Raw genomic sequence first — 14,303 nt, 5'->3', positions numbered from 1 at the left:
GATGCCCGCTTTTTCTTTGTCTCAAGTTGAATTCTTCCTCTTTCCCGGCTACAATGGAAAAGGAGACAAAGAAAGGTGTGTCTGCGATGAACGTATTCGTCCAACTGTGGAAAAGCTTATATTCTCCAAAAGACATCGCCCGCTTTCGATTTCAGGGAATTGGGAAAACGATCGGTTATTTGTTTTTGCTGACTTTGCTGTCCATTCTTCCGACGTTTTACTATGTCTCCTCGTCGCTTATGGAAGGCATCCGCACAACGAGCGCCTTATTGAATAACGAGTTGCCGCCGTTTTCGATTGAAAACGGCGAACTTCACTCGGAGGCGGCCACGCCGATTCATATTGATCAAGGCGGATTTACGATCATTTTTGACAGCACCGGCAAAGTGACGAGTGAGAACGTCGAGCAGTTTCCGAACGCCATCGCGCTCTTGAAGCATGAAGCCGTGCTCGTCGCCGGCCATCAGGCGCAGCATTACAGCTATGCCACGTTTCCGGATGTGACCATTACCGACGAAGACGTTCGCGCGTTCATCGCCGGTCTTCAGTCGCTTCTCCCTGTCCTCATCCCGCTTTTTGGGCTCGTTTTATACGTGCTCGCCTGCGCCGGGAAATTCATCAGCGTGTGCATCTTTGCCTTTTTCGGCCTGATTCTTGCCGGCGTGCTCGACAAAACGCTGCGCTACCGCCATACATGGGTGATGTCGGCTTACGCCATTACGCTGTCGACCGTCTTTTTCACCGTGATGGAAACGGTGCAAGCGGTCGTGCCCTACGGCGCGTTGATCCATTGGTTCGTTTCGCTTGTCGTTCTCTTTTTGGCAGTCAAGGAAGTGCCATCAGCCAAACGGGAAATATAAAAAAGCTGCCTGTTGATGCAGGACAGCTTTTTTTGTGCTTACGCTGCTTTGCTTCTTTCTCCTCGTCCTCGACGCGCGCGCCGCCCCCCGGAGAAATGCCGCGCAAGCAAGGAAGAAGCGAGCCGTGCGGCCAAATTGAATAAAAGAACGGCCACCATCAATACAGCCGCCGATTTGGCCGCGATCAGCTTTGCGTCTGGGACAATGCCTTCCGAATTCAATTTCCAAATATGCACCGTCAGCGTTTCGGCCGGCCGGAACACGTTCAGCGGGTTGGCCTGGCTGCCCCAATCCGCATCCCAACGAAGCATCGGAGTCGTCAGCCCAGCGGTATAAATGAAAACAGCCGCTTCGCCGAAAATGCGCCCAGCCGATAAAATGACGCCGGTGACAATTTGCGGGATGGCGGCCGGAAGCACCGCTTTGACCAACGTCTGCCAGCGCGTCGCTCCAAGGGCAAGACTCCCCTCTTTAATGTTGGCTGGAACATCCAAAATCGCCGTTTCGCAAATGCGCGTCAATCCAGGCAAATTGATGATCGTGACGGCTAACGCTCCGCCGAGCAGCGTATAGCCCCAACCCGTCAAGGTGACAAACGCCAACAATCCAAACAACCCGACGACAATCGACGGCAATGATGCCATCGTTTCCAAGCAAAGGCGAATGAACCCGACGATCCGCCCTTGTTTGGCGTATTCAGCCAAATAAATTCCAGCTCCCAACGAAAGCGGAACCGACAAAAGCAATGTCACAACCAACATATAAAATGAATTGATGAGCTGCGGACCAATGCCGCCGCCCGCTTGCGTATTGCTCGGCCGTCCGAACAGAAACTCAGGTTGCCAAAACCCCGCTCCTTTCGACAACACAACGGCAAAAAAGAACATGAGCAACCCGATGACTGCAGCAGCCACCGCATAGAAAATGCCTGTCCAAACTTTATCGATCATTCGCGCTGTCATCTTATCGCTCCTTTCTCGGGCCGACCAAACGGATCACGGCAATGAAGAAAAACGAGATCAAGAGCAAAATGAGCGCCAATGTCCATAACGCGTTGTTCCATGGTGTTCCGTTGATCGTATTCGCCATATCCATCGTCAATACACTTGTTAACGTCGCCGTCGGGCTGTCAAGGCCTGAAGGCAGCTTAATCGTATTGCCGATCACCATCTGCACGGCAAGCGCCTCGCCAAACGCCCGCGCCAAGCCGAGAACGACGCCGGTGGCAATCCCGGCTTTCGCCGCCGGAACGATGACGCGGGAAATGGCCTGCCAACGCGTAGATCCAAGCCCGTATGATGCTTCCATATACGTCATCGGGACATTGGCCAAGGCGTCGGCCGCAATGCTGGTGATGGTCGGCAAGATCATCATACTAAGGACGATGATCCCCGCAAGCAGACTAAAGCCGGAGCCTCCGAACCATTCGCGCAAGAGCGGAACGAGAATCGTCACCCCAAGCCAGCCATACACCACCGACGGAATGCCGACAAGCAGCTCCAGCACCGGCTTGAGCAACGAAACGAACCATTTGGGAGCGATAAAGTTCATGAAAATCGCCAACGCCAACGCGATCGGCGCACTGATCAACAAAGCGCCAAGCGAGACGAGCATCGAGCCAACAATAAAAATGAGCGCCCCATACTTCGGCGGCGTGCCGTTTGGATCCCATTGCGCCGAAAGCAACATGTCGGAAAGCGAAAGACCGCTGTCCGTAAAGGACTGAATTCCCTTTACCGCCAAAAAGATGATCATCGTCACCGTAATCAGAACGATCAGCCAGCCGCAGATGACCGCAAACGTGCGGCCGATGTACTCTTCAAGCCAGCGATTCCGCCGTTTCGTATGCATTTGTTGCATGGCTTCATCCCTCCATTGTCAAAGGCCGGCCTAACGAGCCGGCCTTCCGCCCTTCTCTACTCCAATTCCGTCATCGGGATATACCCCATCTTTTTAACGGTCGGCGCAAATTCTTCGCTCTTGACAAAGTCGATAAACGCTCGCACTTCTTCCTTCGCTTCCCCTTTGGTAATCATGTATTCATACGACCAAAACGGGTACTTTTCCGTGCGGATGTTTTCCACCGTCGGTTCCACGCCGTCAATTTTGACCGTTTTCAAGTTTTTCTTTTCCCCGATTAAATACGACATGGCTACATAGCTGACAGCGCCCGGCGTCGAGTTGATCGCCTGTTCGACCGCTCCGTTCGAATCTTGCACCGTACCGATGGAATCATCGATTTTTACGCCTTTCATGATCGTTTTCTCAAATGTCGCCCGCGTACCCGATGACGCCGGACGGTTGATCACGTGAATGGCTTCATCTGGTCCGCCGACTTCTTTCCAGTTTTTAATCTTTCCGCTGAAAATATCTTGAATTTGCTTCGTCGTTAAATTATCGACCTTCACATCGTCGTTAACCACAATCGCAAAGGCGATGCCGGCCACTTTATGGTCAACAAGCTCTGACGCTTTCGATTTGTCGTCCAGCTTCTCCGCCGCCGGCACATCCGAGTTGCCGATTTGCACGGCGCCGGCTGCCACTTGGTTGACGCCCGTACCGCTGCCGCCGCCTTGAACGGTGATCGATACGTCCGGATACTTTTCCATAAACGCGTTTGCCGCTTCCTCTGCCAGCGGCTGAAGCGCTGTAGATCCTGCTAGTGCAATGGTGCCGGAGTAGGTTTCTTCTTTCTTTGCCGTTCCTTCATTGCCGCCCGCGTTGTTCTTTTCAGTCTGCCCGCAGCCGGCCAAAACGCCGGTCATCAACAAGGCGGCCAATCCCAATTTGACTCGTTTGCTCCACATTCAGAAATCCCCCCGTTTTGTTTTCGTACTTTCAACGTACAAGACCATTGTAGCGAGACATTGTTAGGCCCTTATAAAGCAGTTGTTAAGTTTCTGTAAAGACAAAAAACAGGAATATTTTCAAAAAGCCGTCAAGCGAGCCTTGAAGGCAAAGAAGAACGGTGATGCCGTTTTTCAAATTGGAGACATTCTTTTGTTGAAGTGTTTTCCTCATGAACTCAACGACCTTGCTAAGGAAGACATATTTTCGCTGGACAAGCATACATATGAAATAGATATACGCATGCGGAGGAAGCGTCATGAAAAAATTCATTTTTCTCCTGCTTCTCTTTCTTTCCAGTTATATCGTTTACCGCGACCTTGCCATCGGAACGCTTCACCCTTCATCTGAAACAGCGGCAGCCGTTGTCCAGTCGAAACAGGCGGCCATCCCGTACCGGACGGTGACCATTCGCCCTGGCGATACGTTGTTGTCCATCATCGAGAAAGAACTCAACGGTCCATTGCCCGTTCCGCTCGAGCAGCTGATCCGTGATTTTGAACGGTTAAATCCAGGCGAACATGCGCAAACATTAAAAATCGGGAAAACTTATAAAGTGCCGATCTATCGCTGAACGGCGAATCGCTTGTCAAACGGCGGATGGCACTGTTACAATAATGCAGAAAGCGACTTGAATGTTAAAGGAGCGAATTCCCGTGGGTGAAATCATCCATCGTTCAAAGACTCGGCCGGTCCGCGTCGGTCCGCTGACAATCGGCGGCAGCAACGAAGTCATCATTCAAAGCATGACGACGACAAAAACGCACGATGTCGAAGCGACGGTGGCGCAAATCCACCGCCTCGAGGAAGCGGGGTGCCAAATCGTCCGCGTCGCCTGCCCGGACGAGCGGGCGGCTGAGGCCATACCGGAAATCAAAAAGCGAATCAACATCCCGCTTGTCGCCGACATCCACTTTGACTATAAATTGGCGCTGAAAGCGATCGAAGGCGGCGTCGATAAAATCCGCATCAATCCAGGCAACATCGGGCGCCGCGAAAAAGTCGAAGCGGTCGTGAAAGCGGCGAAAGAGCGCGGCGTGCCGATTCGCATCGGCGTCAACGCCGGATCGCTGGAAAAACGCATTTTGGAAAAATATGGCTATCCAACAGCCGACGGCATGGTTGAGAGCGCCTTATATCATATCCGCATTTTAGAAGAACTTGATTTTCACGATATTATCGTTTCGTTAAAGGCGTCCGACGTACGCCTCGCCATTGAAGCGTACGAAAAAGCGGCGCGCACGTTCGACTACCCGCTCCATGTCGGCATCACCGAAGCGGGAACGCTTTTTTCCGGCACGATCAAAAGCGCGGTTGGACTCGGCGCCATTTTAAGCAAAGGCATCGGCAATACGATCCGCGTTTCGTTAAGCGCCGACCCGGTTGAAGAGGTAAAAGTGGCGCGCGAAATTTTAAAAACGTTCGGACTCGCTTCCAATGCGGCGACGCTCATTTCCTGCCCGACGTGCGGGCGGATTGAGATCGATTTGATCAGCATCGCCAATGAAATCGAGGACTATATCGCCAAAATTCAAGCGCCGATCAAAGTCGCTGTGCTCGGATGCGCCGTCAATGGACCAGGGGAAGCACGGGAAGCCGACATCGGCATTGCCGGCGCCCGTGGCGAAGGCTTGTTGTTCCGCCACGGCAAAATCGTCCGAAAAGTACCCGAAGAGCAAATGGTGGAAGAGCTGAAAAAAGAAATCGACAAGCTGGCGGAAGAATACTTTGCAAAGCAAAAGGAAAACAAAGCCGCTCTGAAAGGCAGCTCCGCCCAATGAGCGGAATGTTCCTGCACAACGAGAAAGGGCGTCCCCACTTGGGGACACCCTCGCTTTTTACGTATAAAACGGCATAATAAACAGACGGACGAGAATCGCGATGACGCCGATGCCGATGGCCCACGCACCGAGCGTCTCTGCGCCGCGCCGGCGCGCGATAAACCCGACAATAATGCCGGCCGCTCCTAACAAAATCGGCCAAATCAACAAGGCGATGATGGACAGGGCCAAAGCGAGCCAGCCGAGCCCGGCGCCGTCCGCGCGTTCTTCGTCCCGTTCGTCGCCGCGGCGAATCGGTTCAGCGACTTCCGCCGCTGTTTCTTCCATAAAATTGCGTTCTGGTTCCTCTTTTCCGATCGATTGCACGTAACTTCCGTTATACGTGCGCTCGCGGTCGTCTGCCATATGCTTCCCTCGCTTTCCTAAAGTAAGAAGCATTATTAGTATGAGAAACCGGCGTTATTTTATCAGTGTGAATATTTTCTAACAGGAGGATGAAGCGGTGAAAAAACGGCTTGGCATCGACATTGACGGCACGGTGACATGTCCGAGCACGTTCATTCCGTATTTAAACGAAGCATTCGGCAAAGAGCTCGCATTAAACGACATTACGCAATACAATTTGGCGCCGTTATACGGCGTGGCGGAGGAAGAAATGGACCGCTGGCTTGAGGAAAACGAAGCGGATATTTATGAGAGGGCTCCGCTTGCCCGCTATGCGCTTGAGGTGATTGACAGCTGGAAAGACAAATACGAGCTGTATTACATCAGCGCCCGTGGCCGCCATTTGTACGATCTCACCGAGCGCTGGTTCCGGCGGCACGGCGTCCATTACCACCATATTGATCTGATTGGGTCGCACGACAAAATCGCCGCCGTCCGCCAATATAAGCTGTCGGCCTTCTTTGAAGACAAGTACGATAATGCCTGCGAAATCGCCGAAACATGCGGCATTCCCGTCATTTTGTTTGACACTCCGTACAACCAAGGCCCGCTCCCCGAAAACGTCATCCGCGTCAATAACTGGCTTGAAGCAAAGCGAGAAATCGAACAGCGCCTCCGGCCATAAACAAGGGGCTGATCCAAAACGCGAATGCGTTTTGGGATCAGCCCCTCTGTTGACATTGCGGACATGTGCCGTAAATTTCAAACTTATGGTCAGTGATCTCATACCCATCGAGCTGCGCCGCAAGCCCATCCATCGGACAAGCGTCAATCTTCTTCGTTTTTCCGCACTGGATGCAAATGAAATGATGGTGGTGGCGGCGGGCGCCGCAGGCAAAACGGAAATGTTTCTCCCCGGAAAGCTCGGTCATTTCCAAAATGCCAAGCAGCGTAAAGAGCGACAAATTGCGGTACACGGTATCAACGCTCAAGCCCGGATAGACGGGACGGAGCGCTTCAAGCACGTCTTTGGCCGTCAAGTATTTGTCGCTTTCGGCAAACAACTCAAGCATTTGTCTCCGTTTTTCCGTATATTTAAATCCTTTCTCTTTCATCAACTGCAACGCTTCGTCGATATTCATCGCTGCCGCCCCCTTTTCCATCCGAGTGCGAAAAGCAAAATGACAACCGCTGCGATGACGATCGTTCCACCCGGCGCCCAGTCTAGCTCATACGCCGCCCAAAGCCCGGCGATGACGGCCAGCTCCCCGAACAAAATCGAAAGCCCGATCACCTGTTTAAAACTTTTGGCGATGCGGATGCTCGCCGCCACCGGCAGCGTCATGAGCGACGAGATGAGGAGCACGCCGACGATGCGCATCGATGCAGCAATGACGAGCGCAACAAGCACAATAAACAAAAAATGGATCAATGTGGTGCGAACACCGGAGACACGGGCGTATTCCTCGTCAAAGGAAAGAAGAAACAGCTCTTTGTAAAACGTCAAAATCACCATCGCGGCAGCTGCGGCGACAGCAAACGCTGTCCAAACGTCAGCACGGCTGACGGCGCTGACGCTGCCGAATAAATACGAAAACAAATCGGTCGTAAACCCGTTGGCCATCGAAATGAAAATGACGCTCAAGCCAAGACCGGACGACAACACGATTGGAATCGCAAGCTCTTCATAATGCCGATACACAGCGCGCAGCTTTTCGATAAACAGCGACCCGACGACGGAAAACCCCATTCCGATGTAAAGCGGGTTCCAGCTCGCGGCTGCCGGAATCGTTTTTTCAAGCAAGAGCCCGGCGGCAATGCCCGCAAGCGTCACATGACTCAATGCATCAGCGATGAGCGACAGCCGCCGAACGACAATAAAAACGCCGAGCAATGGCGCCGTAAAACCGGTCAAAACGCCGGCAACAAACGCATTGCGCAAAAATTCGTATTGCCAAATGGCTTCCCACACGTGTCATTCCTCCACCGTCACCGTTTCATTCCGCCCGTTCATGCTCGTGAGAGAGGACGTGGAGCGGATGGCCATAAAACTGCGAAATCGCCTCGTTGCCAAGATGTTCGAACTCTTCCGCCTTTCCATGGAAATAGAGGCGCTTGTTCAAACAGGCGATATCGGTCACCCGGTCCGTGATCGTCCCGATGTCATGCGTCACTAAGATAAGCGTCAAGCCGCGGCGGTTCAAGTCGCCGAGCAGTTCGTAAAATTCGTGCACATGGCGCGCATCCACGCCGACCGTCGGCTCGTCTAAAATGAGCAAATCCGGCTTGCTCGCCAGTGCGCGGGCGATAAATACCCGTTGTTGCTGGCCGCCGGACAGCTCCGCGATATTGCGCTTTGCCAGGCCGCTCAACCCAACGGCCGCGAGCGCCGCTTCGACCGCACGGCGGTCTTCGTTTGTCAGCGGCCGAAATAAGCCGCGTTTGGCCGCCAACCCACTCGCCGCCACTTCCTCAACCGTCGCCGGAAAGCTGCGGTTGAAGCTGTTCGCTTTTTGCGACACGAAACCGATCCGATGCCATTCGCGAAACGATTCAATCGGCTCGCCGAACAAAAAAATGCGGCCGCTGTTCGGTTTTAACAAGCCGAGCACACATTTGAGCAGCGTCGATTTTCCCGAGCCGTTCGGGCCGACCAATCCTAAAAATGCCCCTTTCGGCACCGTTAAACTAACATGCTCAAGCACGTTCTCGTTTTCATAGCGGAACGACACATCCTCAATTTGCACAACAAGCCCATTTTCCATGGCGGTTCTCCCTTGCTAATTCAGAATCATTCCGATTTGCTTCACTATGCAAGTATACCCCACCATCCGCGTTTTGTAAACCTCAATGAATCGCTGATTTAAAGCGGGCGCCGCGCACTTCATGCGTCGGCATAATGGTGATGAACGCATCTGGGTCGATTTCATTGACGATCGATTTTAGTTTTGTCACTTCCAAGCGCGTGACGACTGCATAAATGATTTCCTTTTGCTCGTCCGTATATCCGCCTTTGCCGAGCAATTTCGTCGTCCCGCGGCCGAGCCGGTGCAAAATGGCGTCGGAAATTTCCTCATAATGATCGGTCACAATAAAGGCCGCCCGCGTCTCGTCAAGCCCTTCAATGACCGCATCGATCGTTTTTGAGGCGATGTAGTACGTCATCACCGAATACATGGCTGGCTCGAGGCCAAACACAAACGCCGCCCAGCCAAAAATAAAAACGTTGACAAACATGACAAACTCGCCGACCGAAAACGGGATTCTTTTCGTCATCAAAATTCCTAAAATTTCCGTCCCATCGAGCGATCCGCCATGACGGATGACCAATCCGACGCCAAGACCGAGCGACAACCCGCCAAAAACGGTGGCCAAAATCGGCTCGGTTGTCAGCGGGGAAAGATGGTGAAACAGCCGTTCGGTGACGCCGAGGATCACGACGCCTAAAATCGTTGACAGCATGAATGTTTTCCCAATTTGCTTATAGCCGAAATACATGAACGGGGCGTTTAAGAGGATGACGAGCGTGGCGAAATTGAGCAGCCGCCATTCGTCCGGAGTCAAGTAGTCCAGAATCAGCGATATGCCAATGATGCCGCCGTCGATCATTTTGTTTGGAACGAGCAGCCGCTCGATGGCAAACGCCGCCAAAGAGGCGCCGATGGCGATCATCAACACCCGATACAACACATGGCCTAGCGGTTCTTTTTTATGCTGTTTTGGCGCCAAACTACCACCCTTTCCCTTTTTGTTTTTTTCCATTATACCATACACGCCTTTTCCATTCACGTCATATGATGGAACAGAAGCAAGGAGGCGGCTGCGATGAACATTTACCAACAGCTTGTCAAGCAAAAATTAAAAACGATCACTCCGGAAGAACTCGTTTCGTACAGCCGAGAGTACGGCTTGCCCATCACGACGAGCCAAGCGAAACAAATTCTTCATCTCGCCCGAACGAACGACATTAACGTCTTTGACCCTGAGGAACGGAAAAAATGGGTGCGAGAGTTAGCGAAAATCACGTCACCGGACATCGCTCGAAAGGCGAACGAACTGTTTTTGAAATTCGTGCAAAAAAAATAAAAGGGCGCATAGCCCTTTTCTCATTCCGCCCCAGCGTTGATTTTTTCAAGCAACTGGTCATCGAACGACTGCGCCCGCAGCATGGCGATTTCGTGCTTGTACGGCGGCTTTTTGTTGTGTTTGTCTTCGCCCACGTATGGGGTTTCTAAAATTTTCGGAATATCCTCAAGCTGCGGGTGATGGACGATATAGTTGAGCGCAGCAAACCCGATATGGCCGAAACCGATGTTTTCATGGCGGTCTTTCCGGCTGCCGCGCGGGTTTTTGCTGTCGTTGATGTGCAACACTTTCAACCGTTCAAGACCAATGATCCGGTCAAACTCCTCAAGAACGCCGTCAAAATCGTTAACAATGTCATAGCCGGCGTCATGCGTATGGCATGTATCAAAGCAAACGGACAGCTTATCATTATAGACGACGCCGTCGATAATGTACGCCAGCTCCTCAAACGTCCGCCCGCATTCCGACCCTTTGCCGGCCATCGTTTCTAGGGCGATTTGCACGTTCTGTTCGCGCGTCAACACTTCATTCAGGCCGCGAATAATTTGGCGAAGTCCGGCTTCCACCCCTGCGCCGACGTGAGCGCCTGGATGGAGCACGAGCTGTTTGGCTCCAATGGCTTCCGTCCGCTCGATTTCCGCACGCAAAAAGTCGACGCCCAGCGAAAACGTATCGAGATTGGTCGTATTGCCGATATTGATGATATACGGGGCGTGGACGACAATCTCTTCGATGCCGTGCGCTTGCATATGCTGGCGCCCGGCTTCGATGTTGAGCTCTTCAATCGACTTGCGCTTTGTGTTTTGCGGCGCCCCAGTGTAAATCATAAACGTGTTCGCTCCGTAGGAGACCGCTTCTTCGCTGGCGGCCAGCAGCATTTTCTTTCCGCTCATGGAAACATGTGAACCGATTTTTAACATGTTCTTCTCTCCCTTTTCTTTGCGTTAAAGGCGGACGGCGATTATGATTTTTTGAAGCGGCCAAGCCGCTTTTTCTTCTTCTCCAGCTCCGCGCGCAGCTTTTTTTTGTAGCCCGGCTTCACCTGCTTCGTTTTTTTCAGTTTGGCGAAAAGCAGCGCCAGTTCGTCATCCTTTTCGCCCGCCCGCTTGCTCCGCCGGTTCCACGGCGGCAGCTCCTTCCATTCGCCGCGCACGAGATCACGGTGGACAAACGAAATTCCCATTTTTTCCAATCGGGCAATCGCATCTTGGTCAGACGGCTCGTAAATCGTCGCCGCAATGCCGCTATAGCCAGCGCGCGCCGTCCGTCCGGCGCGGTGAATATAAAACTGCAGATCATCAGGCAACTCGTAGTTGATGACATGACTGACGCCTTCAATATCGATGCCGCGCGCCGCCAAATCGGTCGCGACGACATATTGAAACTCCAAATCGCGGATGAGATTCATCATCTTTCTCCGCTCGCGCGGCGTCAAATCGCCGTGCAGCACGCCGACTTTCAATCCTTGCTCAGCGAGACGGTCGGCGACCTCGTCAGCCATTTTCCTTGTGTTGACAAATACGATGGCCAAATACGGGTTGTAGCTGAGGAGCACATCACGGAGAAGTTTTGTTTTCTCGCGTCCGCGCAGCGGGATGAGCACATGTTCGATGTTTTCGTTCGCCGTCTGTTTCGGGTTGACGTGGACAAAGGTCGGGTTTTCCATATATTTTTTCAAAAACGGCTTCAGCTTTTCCGGAATCGTCGCTGAAAAGACGAGCATTTGCAAGTCTTTCGGCATCCGGGCGGCGATTTGGTCGACATCCGTGATAAAGCCCATATCGAGCATCAAGTCGGCTTCATCGACGACAAGGATGTGGGCCGTATGCACATCAAGCGCCTGTTCGCGGATAAAATCGTTGATGCGCCCCGGCGTGCCGATGACAATATGCGGCTGCACGTTGAGCTTTTCGAGCGCTTTTTGCTTATCCGTCCCGCCGATCAAGCAACGGGCGACGATCATCCGATCTTTCGGGCAAAACTTCGTGATTTTCAGCGTTTCGTGGTAAATTTGCGTCGCTAATTCGCGCGTCGGCGCCGTGATGACGGCTTGCACTTCGGCGCGTTCCGGCTTGATTTTTTCAATGATCGGCAATAAGTACGCATGTGTTTTTCCCGTTCCGGTTTGCGATTGGCCGACCATGCTTTCGCCGCGCAGCGCCCCCGGAATGATGCGCTCTTGAATTTCCGTCGGTTTATAAAAACGAAGCGTCTTGATCGCTTCGATGATAAACGGTTGAAACGGAAAACGAGTAAACTGCGTTTCTGCCATAAAGCACCACTCCCTTCTATTTAAATAAACGCAACTGGAAGGTTTCCCATCTCGTTGGCCCAAAAGCGTGCCGTCTATTTTTCCGACTGTCGGCGGCAAGCTTTGACGCGACGGAAGACGGAACAACCAACCGTTTCACAAATCCATGCATCGGTCTGGAAGCGGTATGGTTCGGTCACCCGACAGTCGATCAAATACCGGCTGGCTCCATAAAAGAGCGTAAACGTTAACGTTTCAAATGGCATATGGGCACCGCTTCGTCCGCTTCACCATTATAGCGAATCGCTGCCCCCTGCCGCAACTAAAGACGATCCTGCAACAAACCTTTCCCGCCTTGCCCGCATATTGTAGAAAGGAGGACATTCGTTCATCCGCACGACCGAAAGGAGGAAGCTGCTATGAGATACAGTCGGCCCCCGATGATGCCTTCTCCGTTTGCCGGAAGGCCGCCATCCCCGTTCGCCCGTATGCCGGCGCCGCCTTTTGGCCCCAGCGGCCCCGGCGGCTTCTTGGCCCGCTTGTTTTCGCGCGGGCAGCCGCCGGCTGCTGCATCGTCTCCTTGGGGGCTGCCGTTGCTGTCCAACGCCGCTAACACCGCCGCATCCAACACGGGCGGCGGCTTGGTTGGCATGTTAAACAACGTGCAAAAAATGCTTGGCATCGCACAAAACGTCATGCCGATGGTGCAACAGTATGGACCGCTCATCCGCAATCTTCCGGCGATGATCCGCATTTTCCGCGAGTTGAAACCGGCCGATGAAGGGGAAGGCGAAACAACGTCGGAAAGCGCACCGGCCAACGAAACGAAACAAAAGCCGGCCGCCAAGGCGCCAAAAAAACGCTCCGTTCCGCAGGCAAAGCGCGAAGAGCCGCAAGAAAAAGAAGCACCGGCCGCCCCGAAGCCGTCCAAGCCGAAACTGTATATCTAGTTTCTTTCCCCGCCCTAGCGCACCCGCTGTTTAGGGCGGTTATTCTTTGTCTTCTCCCCGGTGCTCCGATATAATGGAAGGTGAACAACCGCCGCACAACCGGCGGCAGGGAGGGAATATGATGGAAGTGATTAAAATTACCCCGCGCGGGTATTGCTACGGGGTGGTCGATGCAATGGTCATCGCCCGCAACGCGGCGTTGGACCCATCTTTGCCGCGTCCTATTTACATTCTCGGCATGATCGTCCATAATAAGCACGTCACGGACGCGTTTGCCGAAGAAGGCATCATCACGCTCGATGGAGAAAATCGTTTGGAAATTTTGGAAAAAATCGACCATGGCACCGTCATTTTCACCGCCCACGGCGTCTCACCGGAAGTGAAAAAACGAGCGCTCGAAAAGGGACTTGTCACGATTGATGCGACATGCCCCGATGTGACAAAAACGCATCGGCTCATCGAACAAAAGCTCGCCGATGGCTACGATATCATCTATATTGGCAAAAAAGGACATCCGGAACCGGAAGGAGCGGTCGGCATCAATCCGGAAAGAATCCATCTTGTGGAAACCATCGATGATGTCGAACGGCTGTCCATTCACAATGAGCGCATCATGGTGACGAACCAAACGACGATGAGCCAATGGGACGTCGCCGATATCATGGCGAAAGTGAAAGAAAAATACCCGCACGTGGAAATGCATAAAGAAATTTGCCTGGCCACCCAGCTCCGACAAGAAGCGGTCGCTGAGCAGGCGAAGGAAGCCGATGTGACGATCGTCGTCGGCGACCCGCGCAGCAACAACTCGAACCGCCTCGCCCAAGTATCGGAAGAGATCGCCGGCACGAAGGCGTATCGCGTCGCTGATGTGACGGAAATCGACATCAACTGGATTAAAGATGCGAAAAAAGTCGCTGTCACCGCCGGCGCTTCCACCCCGACGCCGATTACGAAAGAAGTGATCGACTTTTTGGAGCAGTTTGACCCGAACGACCCATCGACATGGAAGAGGGAACGGAAAGTGCCGCTGCAAAAAATCTTGCCGAAAGTGAAAACAAAGAAAGAAGAGTGACGGTTGTTTCATCCATAAAGAGAGGCTGTCTTGGACAAACGGTTGAACCGCTCATCCAGGACAGCCTTTTTC

The 14,303-nt window shown here is 52.9% G+C and carries 18 protein-coding genes; 7 read left to right on the top strand and 11 right to left on the bottom strand.

Going from position 1 to position 14,303, the window contains the following annotated elements; all coding sequences use genetic code 11:
* The first annotated feature begins 86 nt into the window (after nucleotides 1–86).
* On the top strand, nucleotides 87–860 hold the full coding sequence (locus GC56T3_RS05530; RefSeq protein ID WP_033006581.1) for a DUF1189 domain-containing protein: 774 nt from the start codon (nucleotides 87–89) through the stop codon (nucleotides 858–860).
* Nucleotides 861–898: 38 nt separating this feature from the next.
* Here the strand turns inward: GC56T3_RS05530 and pstA are convergent, their stop codons facing one another.
* The 3 genes from pstA to GC56T3_RS05515 form a co-directional block, all read right to left on the bottom strand.
* Nucleotides 899–1,822 (bottom strand): phosphate ABC transporter permease PstA, encoded by a 924-nt coding sequence (pstA, locus tag GC56T3_RS05525; protein ID WP_011231941.1) that lies wholly within the window; start codon nucleotides 1,820–1,822, stop codon nucleotides 899–901.
* A 1-nt stretch (nucleotide 1,823) separates the two neighbouring features.
* Entirely contained in the window at nucleotides 1,824–2,711 is an 888-nt protein-coding gene (pstC, locus tag GC56T3_RS05520; RefSeq protein ID WP_041468712.1) for a phosphate ABC transporter permease subunit PstC, read from the bottom strand.
* Nucleotides 2,712–2,776: 65 nt separating this feature from the next.
* Nucleotides 2,777–3,667, bottom strand: coding sequence for a phosphate ABC transporter substrate-binding protein PstS family protein (locus GC56T3_RS05515; RefSeq protein ID WP_013144726.1), 891 nt, complete (start codon nucleotides 3,665–3,667; stop codon nucleotides 2,777–2,779).
* Nucleotides 3,668–3,966: 299 nt separating this feature from the next.
* Between GC56T3_RS05515 and GC56T3_RS05505 the strand changes: the two genes are divergently transcribed.
* A complete protein-coding gene (locus GC56T3_RS05505; protein ID WP_012820525.1) occupies nucleotides 3,967–4,281 on the top strand; it encodes a LysM peptidoglycan-binding domain-containing protein in 315 nt (104 codons plus the stop codon).
* A gap of 82 nt (nucleotides 4,282–4,363) precedes the next feature.
* Entirely contained in the window at nucleotides 4,364–5,488 is a 1,125-nt protein-coding gene (gene ispG / locus GC56T3_RS05500; RefSeq protein ID WP_012820524.1) for a flavodoxin-dependent (E)-4-hydroxy-3-methylbut-2-enyl-diphosphate synthase, read from the top strand.
* 57 nt (nucleotides 5,489–5,545) lie between these two features.
* On the opposite strand, the gene GC56T3_RS05495 is transcribed toward ispG, so the two are convergent.
* A complete protein-coding gene (locus tag GC56T3_RS05495) occupies nucleotides 5,546–5,893 on the bottom strand; it encodes a hypothetical protein (protein WP_013144725.1) in 348 nt (115 codons plus the stop codon).
* Between the two features lie 97 nt (nucleotides 5,894–5,990).
* On the opposite strand from GC56T3_RS05495, the gene GC56T3_RS05490 reads away from it, so the two are divergent.
* A complete protein-coding gene (locus tag GC56T3_RS05490) occupies nucleotides 5,991–6,557 on the top strand; it encodes a nucleotidase (protein WP_011231948.1) in 567 nt (188 codons plus the stop codon).
* A gap of 37 nt (nucleotides 6,558–6,594) precedes the next feature.
* On the opposite strand, the gene GC56T3_RS05485 is transcribed toward GC56T3_RS05490, so the two are convergent.
* From GC56T3_RS05485 to GC56T3_RS05470, 4 genes are all read right to left on the bottom strand, one after another.
* Nucleotides 6,595–7,014, bottom strand: a complete 420-nt coding sequence (locus GC56T3_RS05485) for a Fur family transcriptional regulator (RefSeq protein WP_013144724.1) — start codon at nucleotides 7,012–7,014, stop codon at nucleotides 6,595–6,597.
* Nucleotides 7,011–7,844, bottom strand: a complete 834-nt coding sequence (locus tag GC56T3_RS05480; RefSeq protein ID WP_012820521.1) for a metal ABC transporter permease — start codon at nucleotides 7,842–7,844, stop codon at nucleotides 7,011–7,013. The genes GC56T3_RS05485 and GC56T3_RS05480 overlap by 4 nt, the downstream gene beginning before the upstream one ends.
* A gap of 25 nt (nucleotides 7,845–7,869) precedes the next feature.
* Nucleotides 7,870–8,637, bottom strand: coding sequence for a metal ABC transporter ATP-binding protein (locus GC56T3_RS05475; RefSeq protein WP_013144723.1), 768 nt, complete (start codon nucleotides 8,635–8,637; stop codon nucleotides 7,870–7,872).
* A gap of 82 nt (nucleotides 8,638–8,719) precedes the next feature.
* Nucleotides 8,720–9,601 carry a YitT family protein gene (locus tag GC56T3_RS05470; protein ID WP_013144722.1) on the bottom strand — a complete coding sequence of 294 codons (882 nt, stop codon included), beginning with the start codon at nucleotides 9,599–9,601 and terminating at the stop codon, nucleotides 8,720–8,722.
* A 96-nt stretch (nucleotides 9,602–9,697) separates the two neighbouring features.
* Here GC56T3_RS05470 and GC56T3_RS05465 point away from each other — a divergent pair, with 96 nt between their 5' ends.
* Nucleotides 9,698–9,958: a DUF2624 domain-containing protein gene (locus GC56T3_RS05465; protein ID WP_012820518.1), complete on the top strand. Its 261-nt coding sequence runs from the start codon at nucleotides 9,698–9,700 to the stop codon at nucleotides 9,956–9,958.
* Between the two features lie 20 nt (nucleotides 9,959–9,978).
* Here the strand turns inward: GC56T3_RS05465 and GC56T3_RS05460 are convergent, their stop codons facing one another.
* The 3 genes from GC56T3_RS05460 to GC56T3_RS19580 all read right to left on the bottom strand — a co-directional run bounded on the left by GC56T3_RS05460 (nucleotide 9,979) and on the right by GC56T3_RS19580 (nucleotide 12,475).
* Nucleotides 9,979–10,878: a deoxyribonuclease IV gene (locus GC56T3_RS05460; RefSeq protein ID WP_013144721.1), complete on the bottom strand. Its 900-nt coding sequence runs from the start codon at nucleotides 10,876–10,878 to the stop codon at nucleotides 9,979–9,981.
* 41 nt (nucleotides 10,879–10,919) lie between these two features.
* Nucleotides 10,920–12,230 carry a DEAD/DEAH box helicase gene (locus tag GC56T3_RS05455; protein ID WP_013144720.1) on the bottom strand — a complete coding sequence of 437 codons (1,311 nt, stop codon included), beginning with the start codon at nucleotides 12,228–12,230 and terminating at the stop codon, nucleotides 10,920–10,922.
* Nucleotides 12,231–12,304: 74 nt separating this feature from the next.
* Nucleotides 12,305–12,475 carry a hypothetical protein gene (locus tag GC56T3_RS19580; protein WP_193568254.1) on the bottom strand — a complete coding sequence of 57 codons (171 nt, stop codon included), beginning with the start codon at nucleotides 12,473–12,475 and terminating at the stop codon, nucleotides 12,305–12,307.
* Nucleotides 12,476–12,628: 153 nt separating this feature from the next.
* Between GC56T3_RS19580 and vrrA the strand changes: the two genes are divergently transcribed.
* Nucleotides 12,629–13,159, top strand: coding sequence for a VrrA/YqfQ family protein (gene vrrA, locus GC56T3_RS05450; RefSeq protein ID WP_011231956.1), 531 nt, complete (start codon nucleotides 12,629–12,631; stop codon nucleotides 13,157–13,159).
* Nucleotides 13,160–13,280: 121 nt separating this feature from the next.
* A complete protein-coding gene (locus tag GC56T3_RS05445; RefSeq protein ID WP_012820514.1) occupies nucleotides 13,281–14,231 on the top strand; it encodes a 4-hydroxy-3-methylbut-2-enyl diphosphate reductase in 951 nt (316 codons plus the stop codon).
* The last annotated feature ends 72 nt before the right edge of the window (nucleotides 14,232–14,303 follow it).

The sequence above is a fragment of the Geobacillus sp. C56-T3 genome (assembly GCF_000092445.1).
GTDB lineage: Bacteria > Bacillota > Bacilli > Bacillales > Anoxybacillaceae > Geobacillus > Geobacillus thermoleovorans.
The sequence above is the reverse complement of the archived record's forward strand: the minus strand, read 5'-3'. Positions and strand labels throughout refer to the sequence as shown.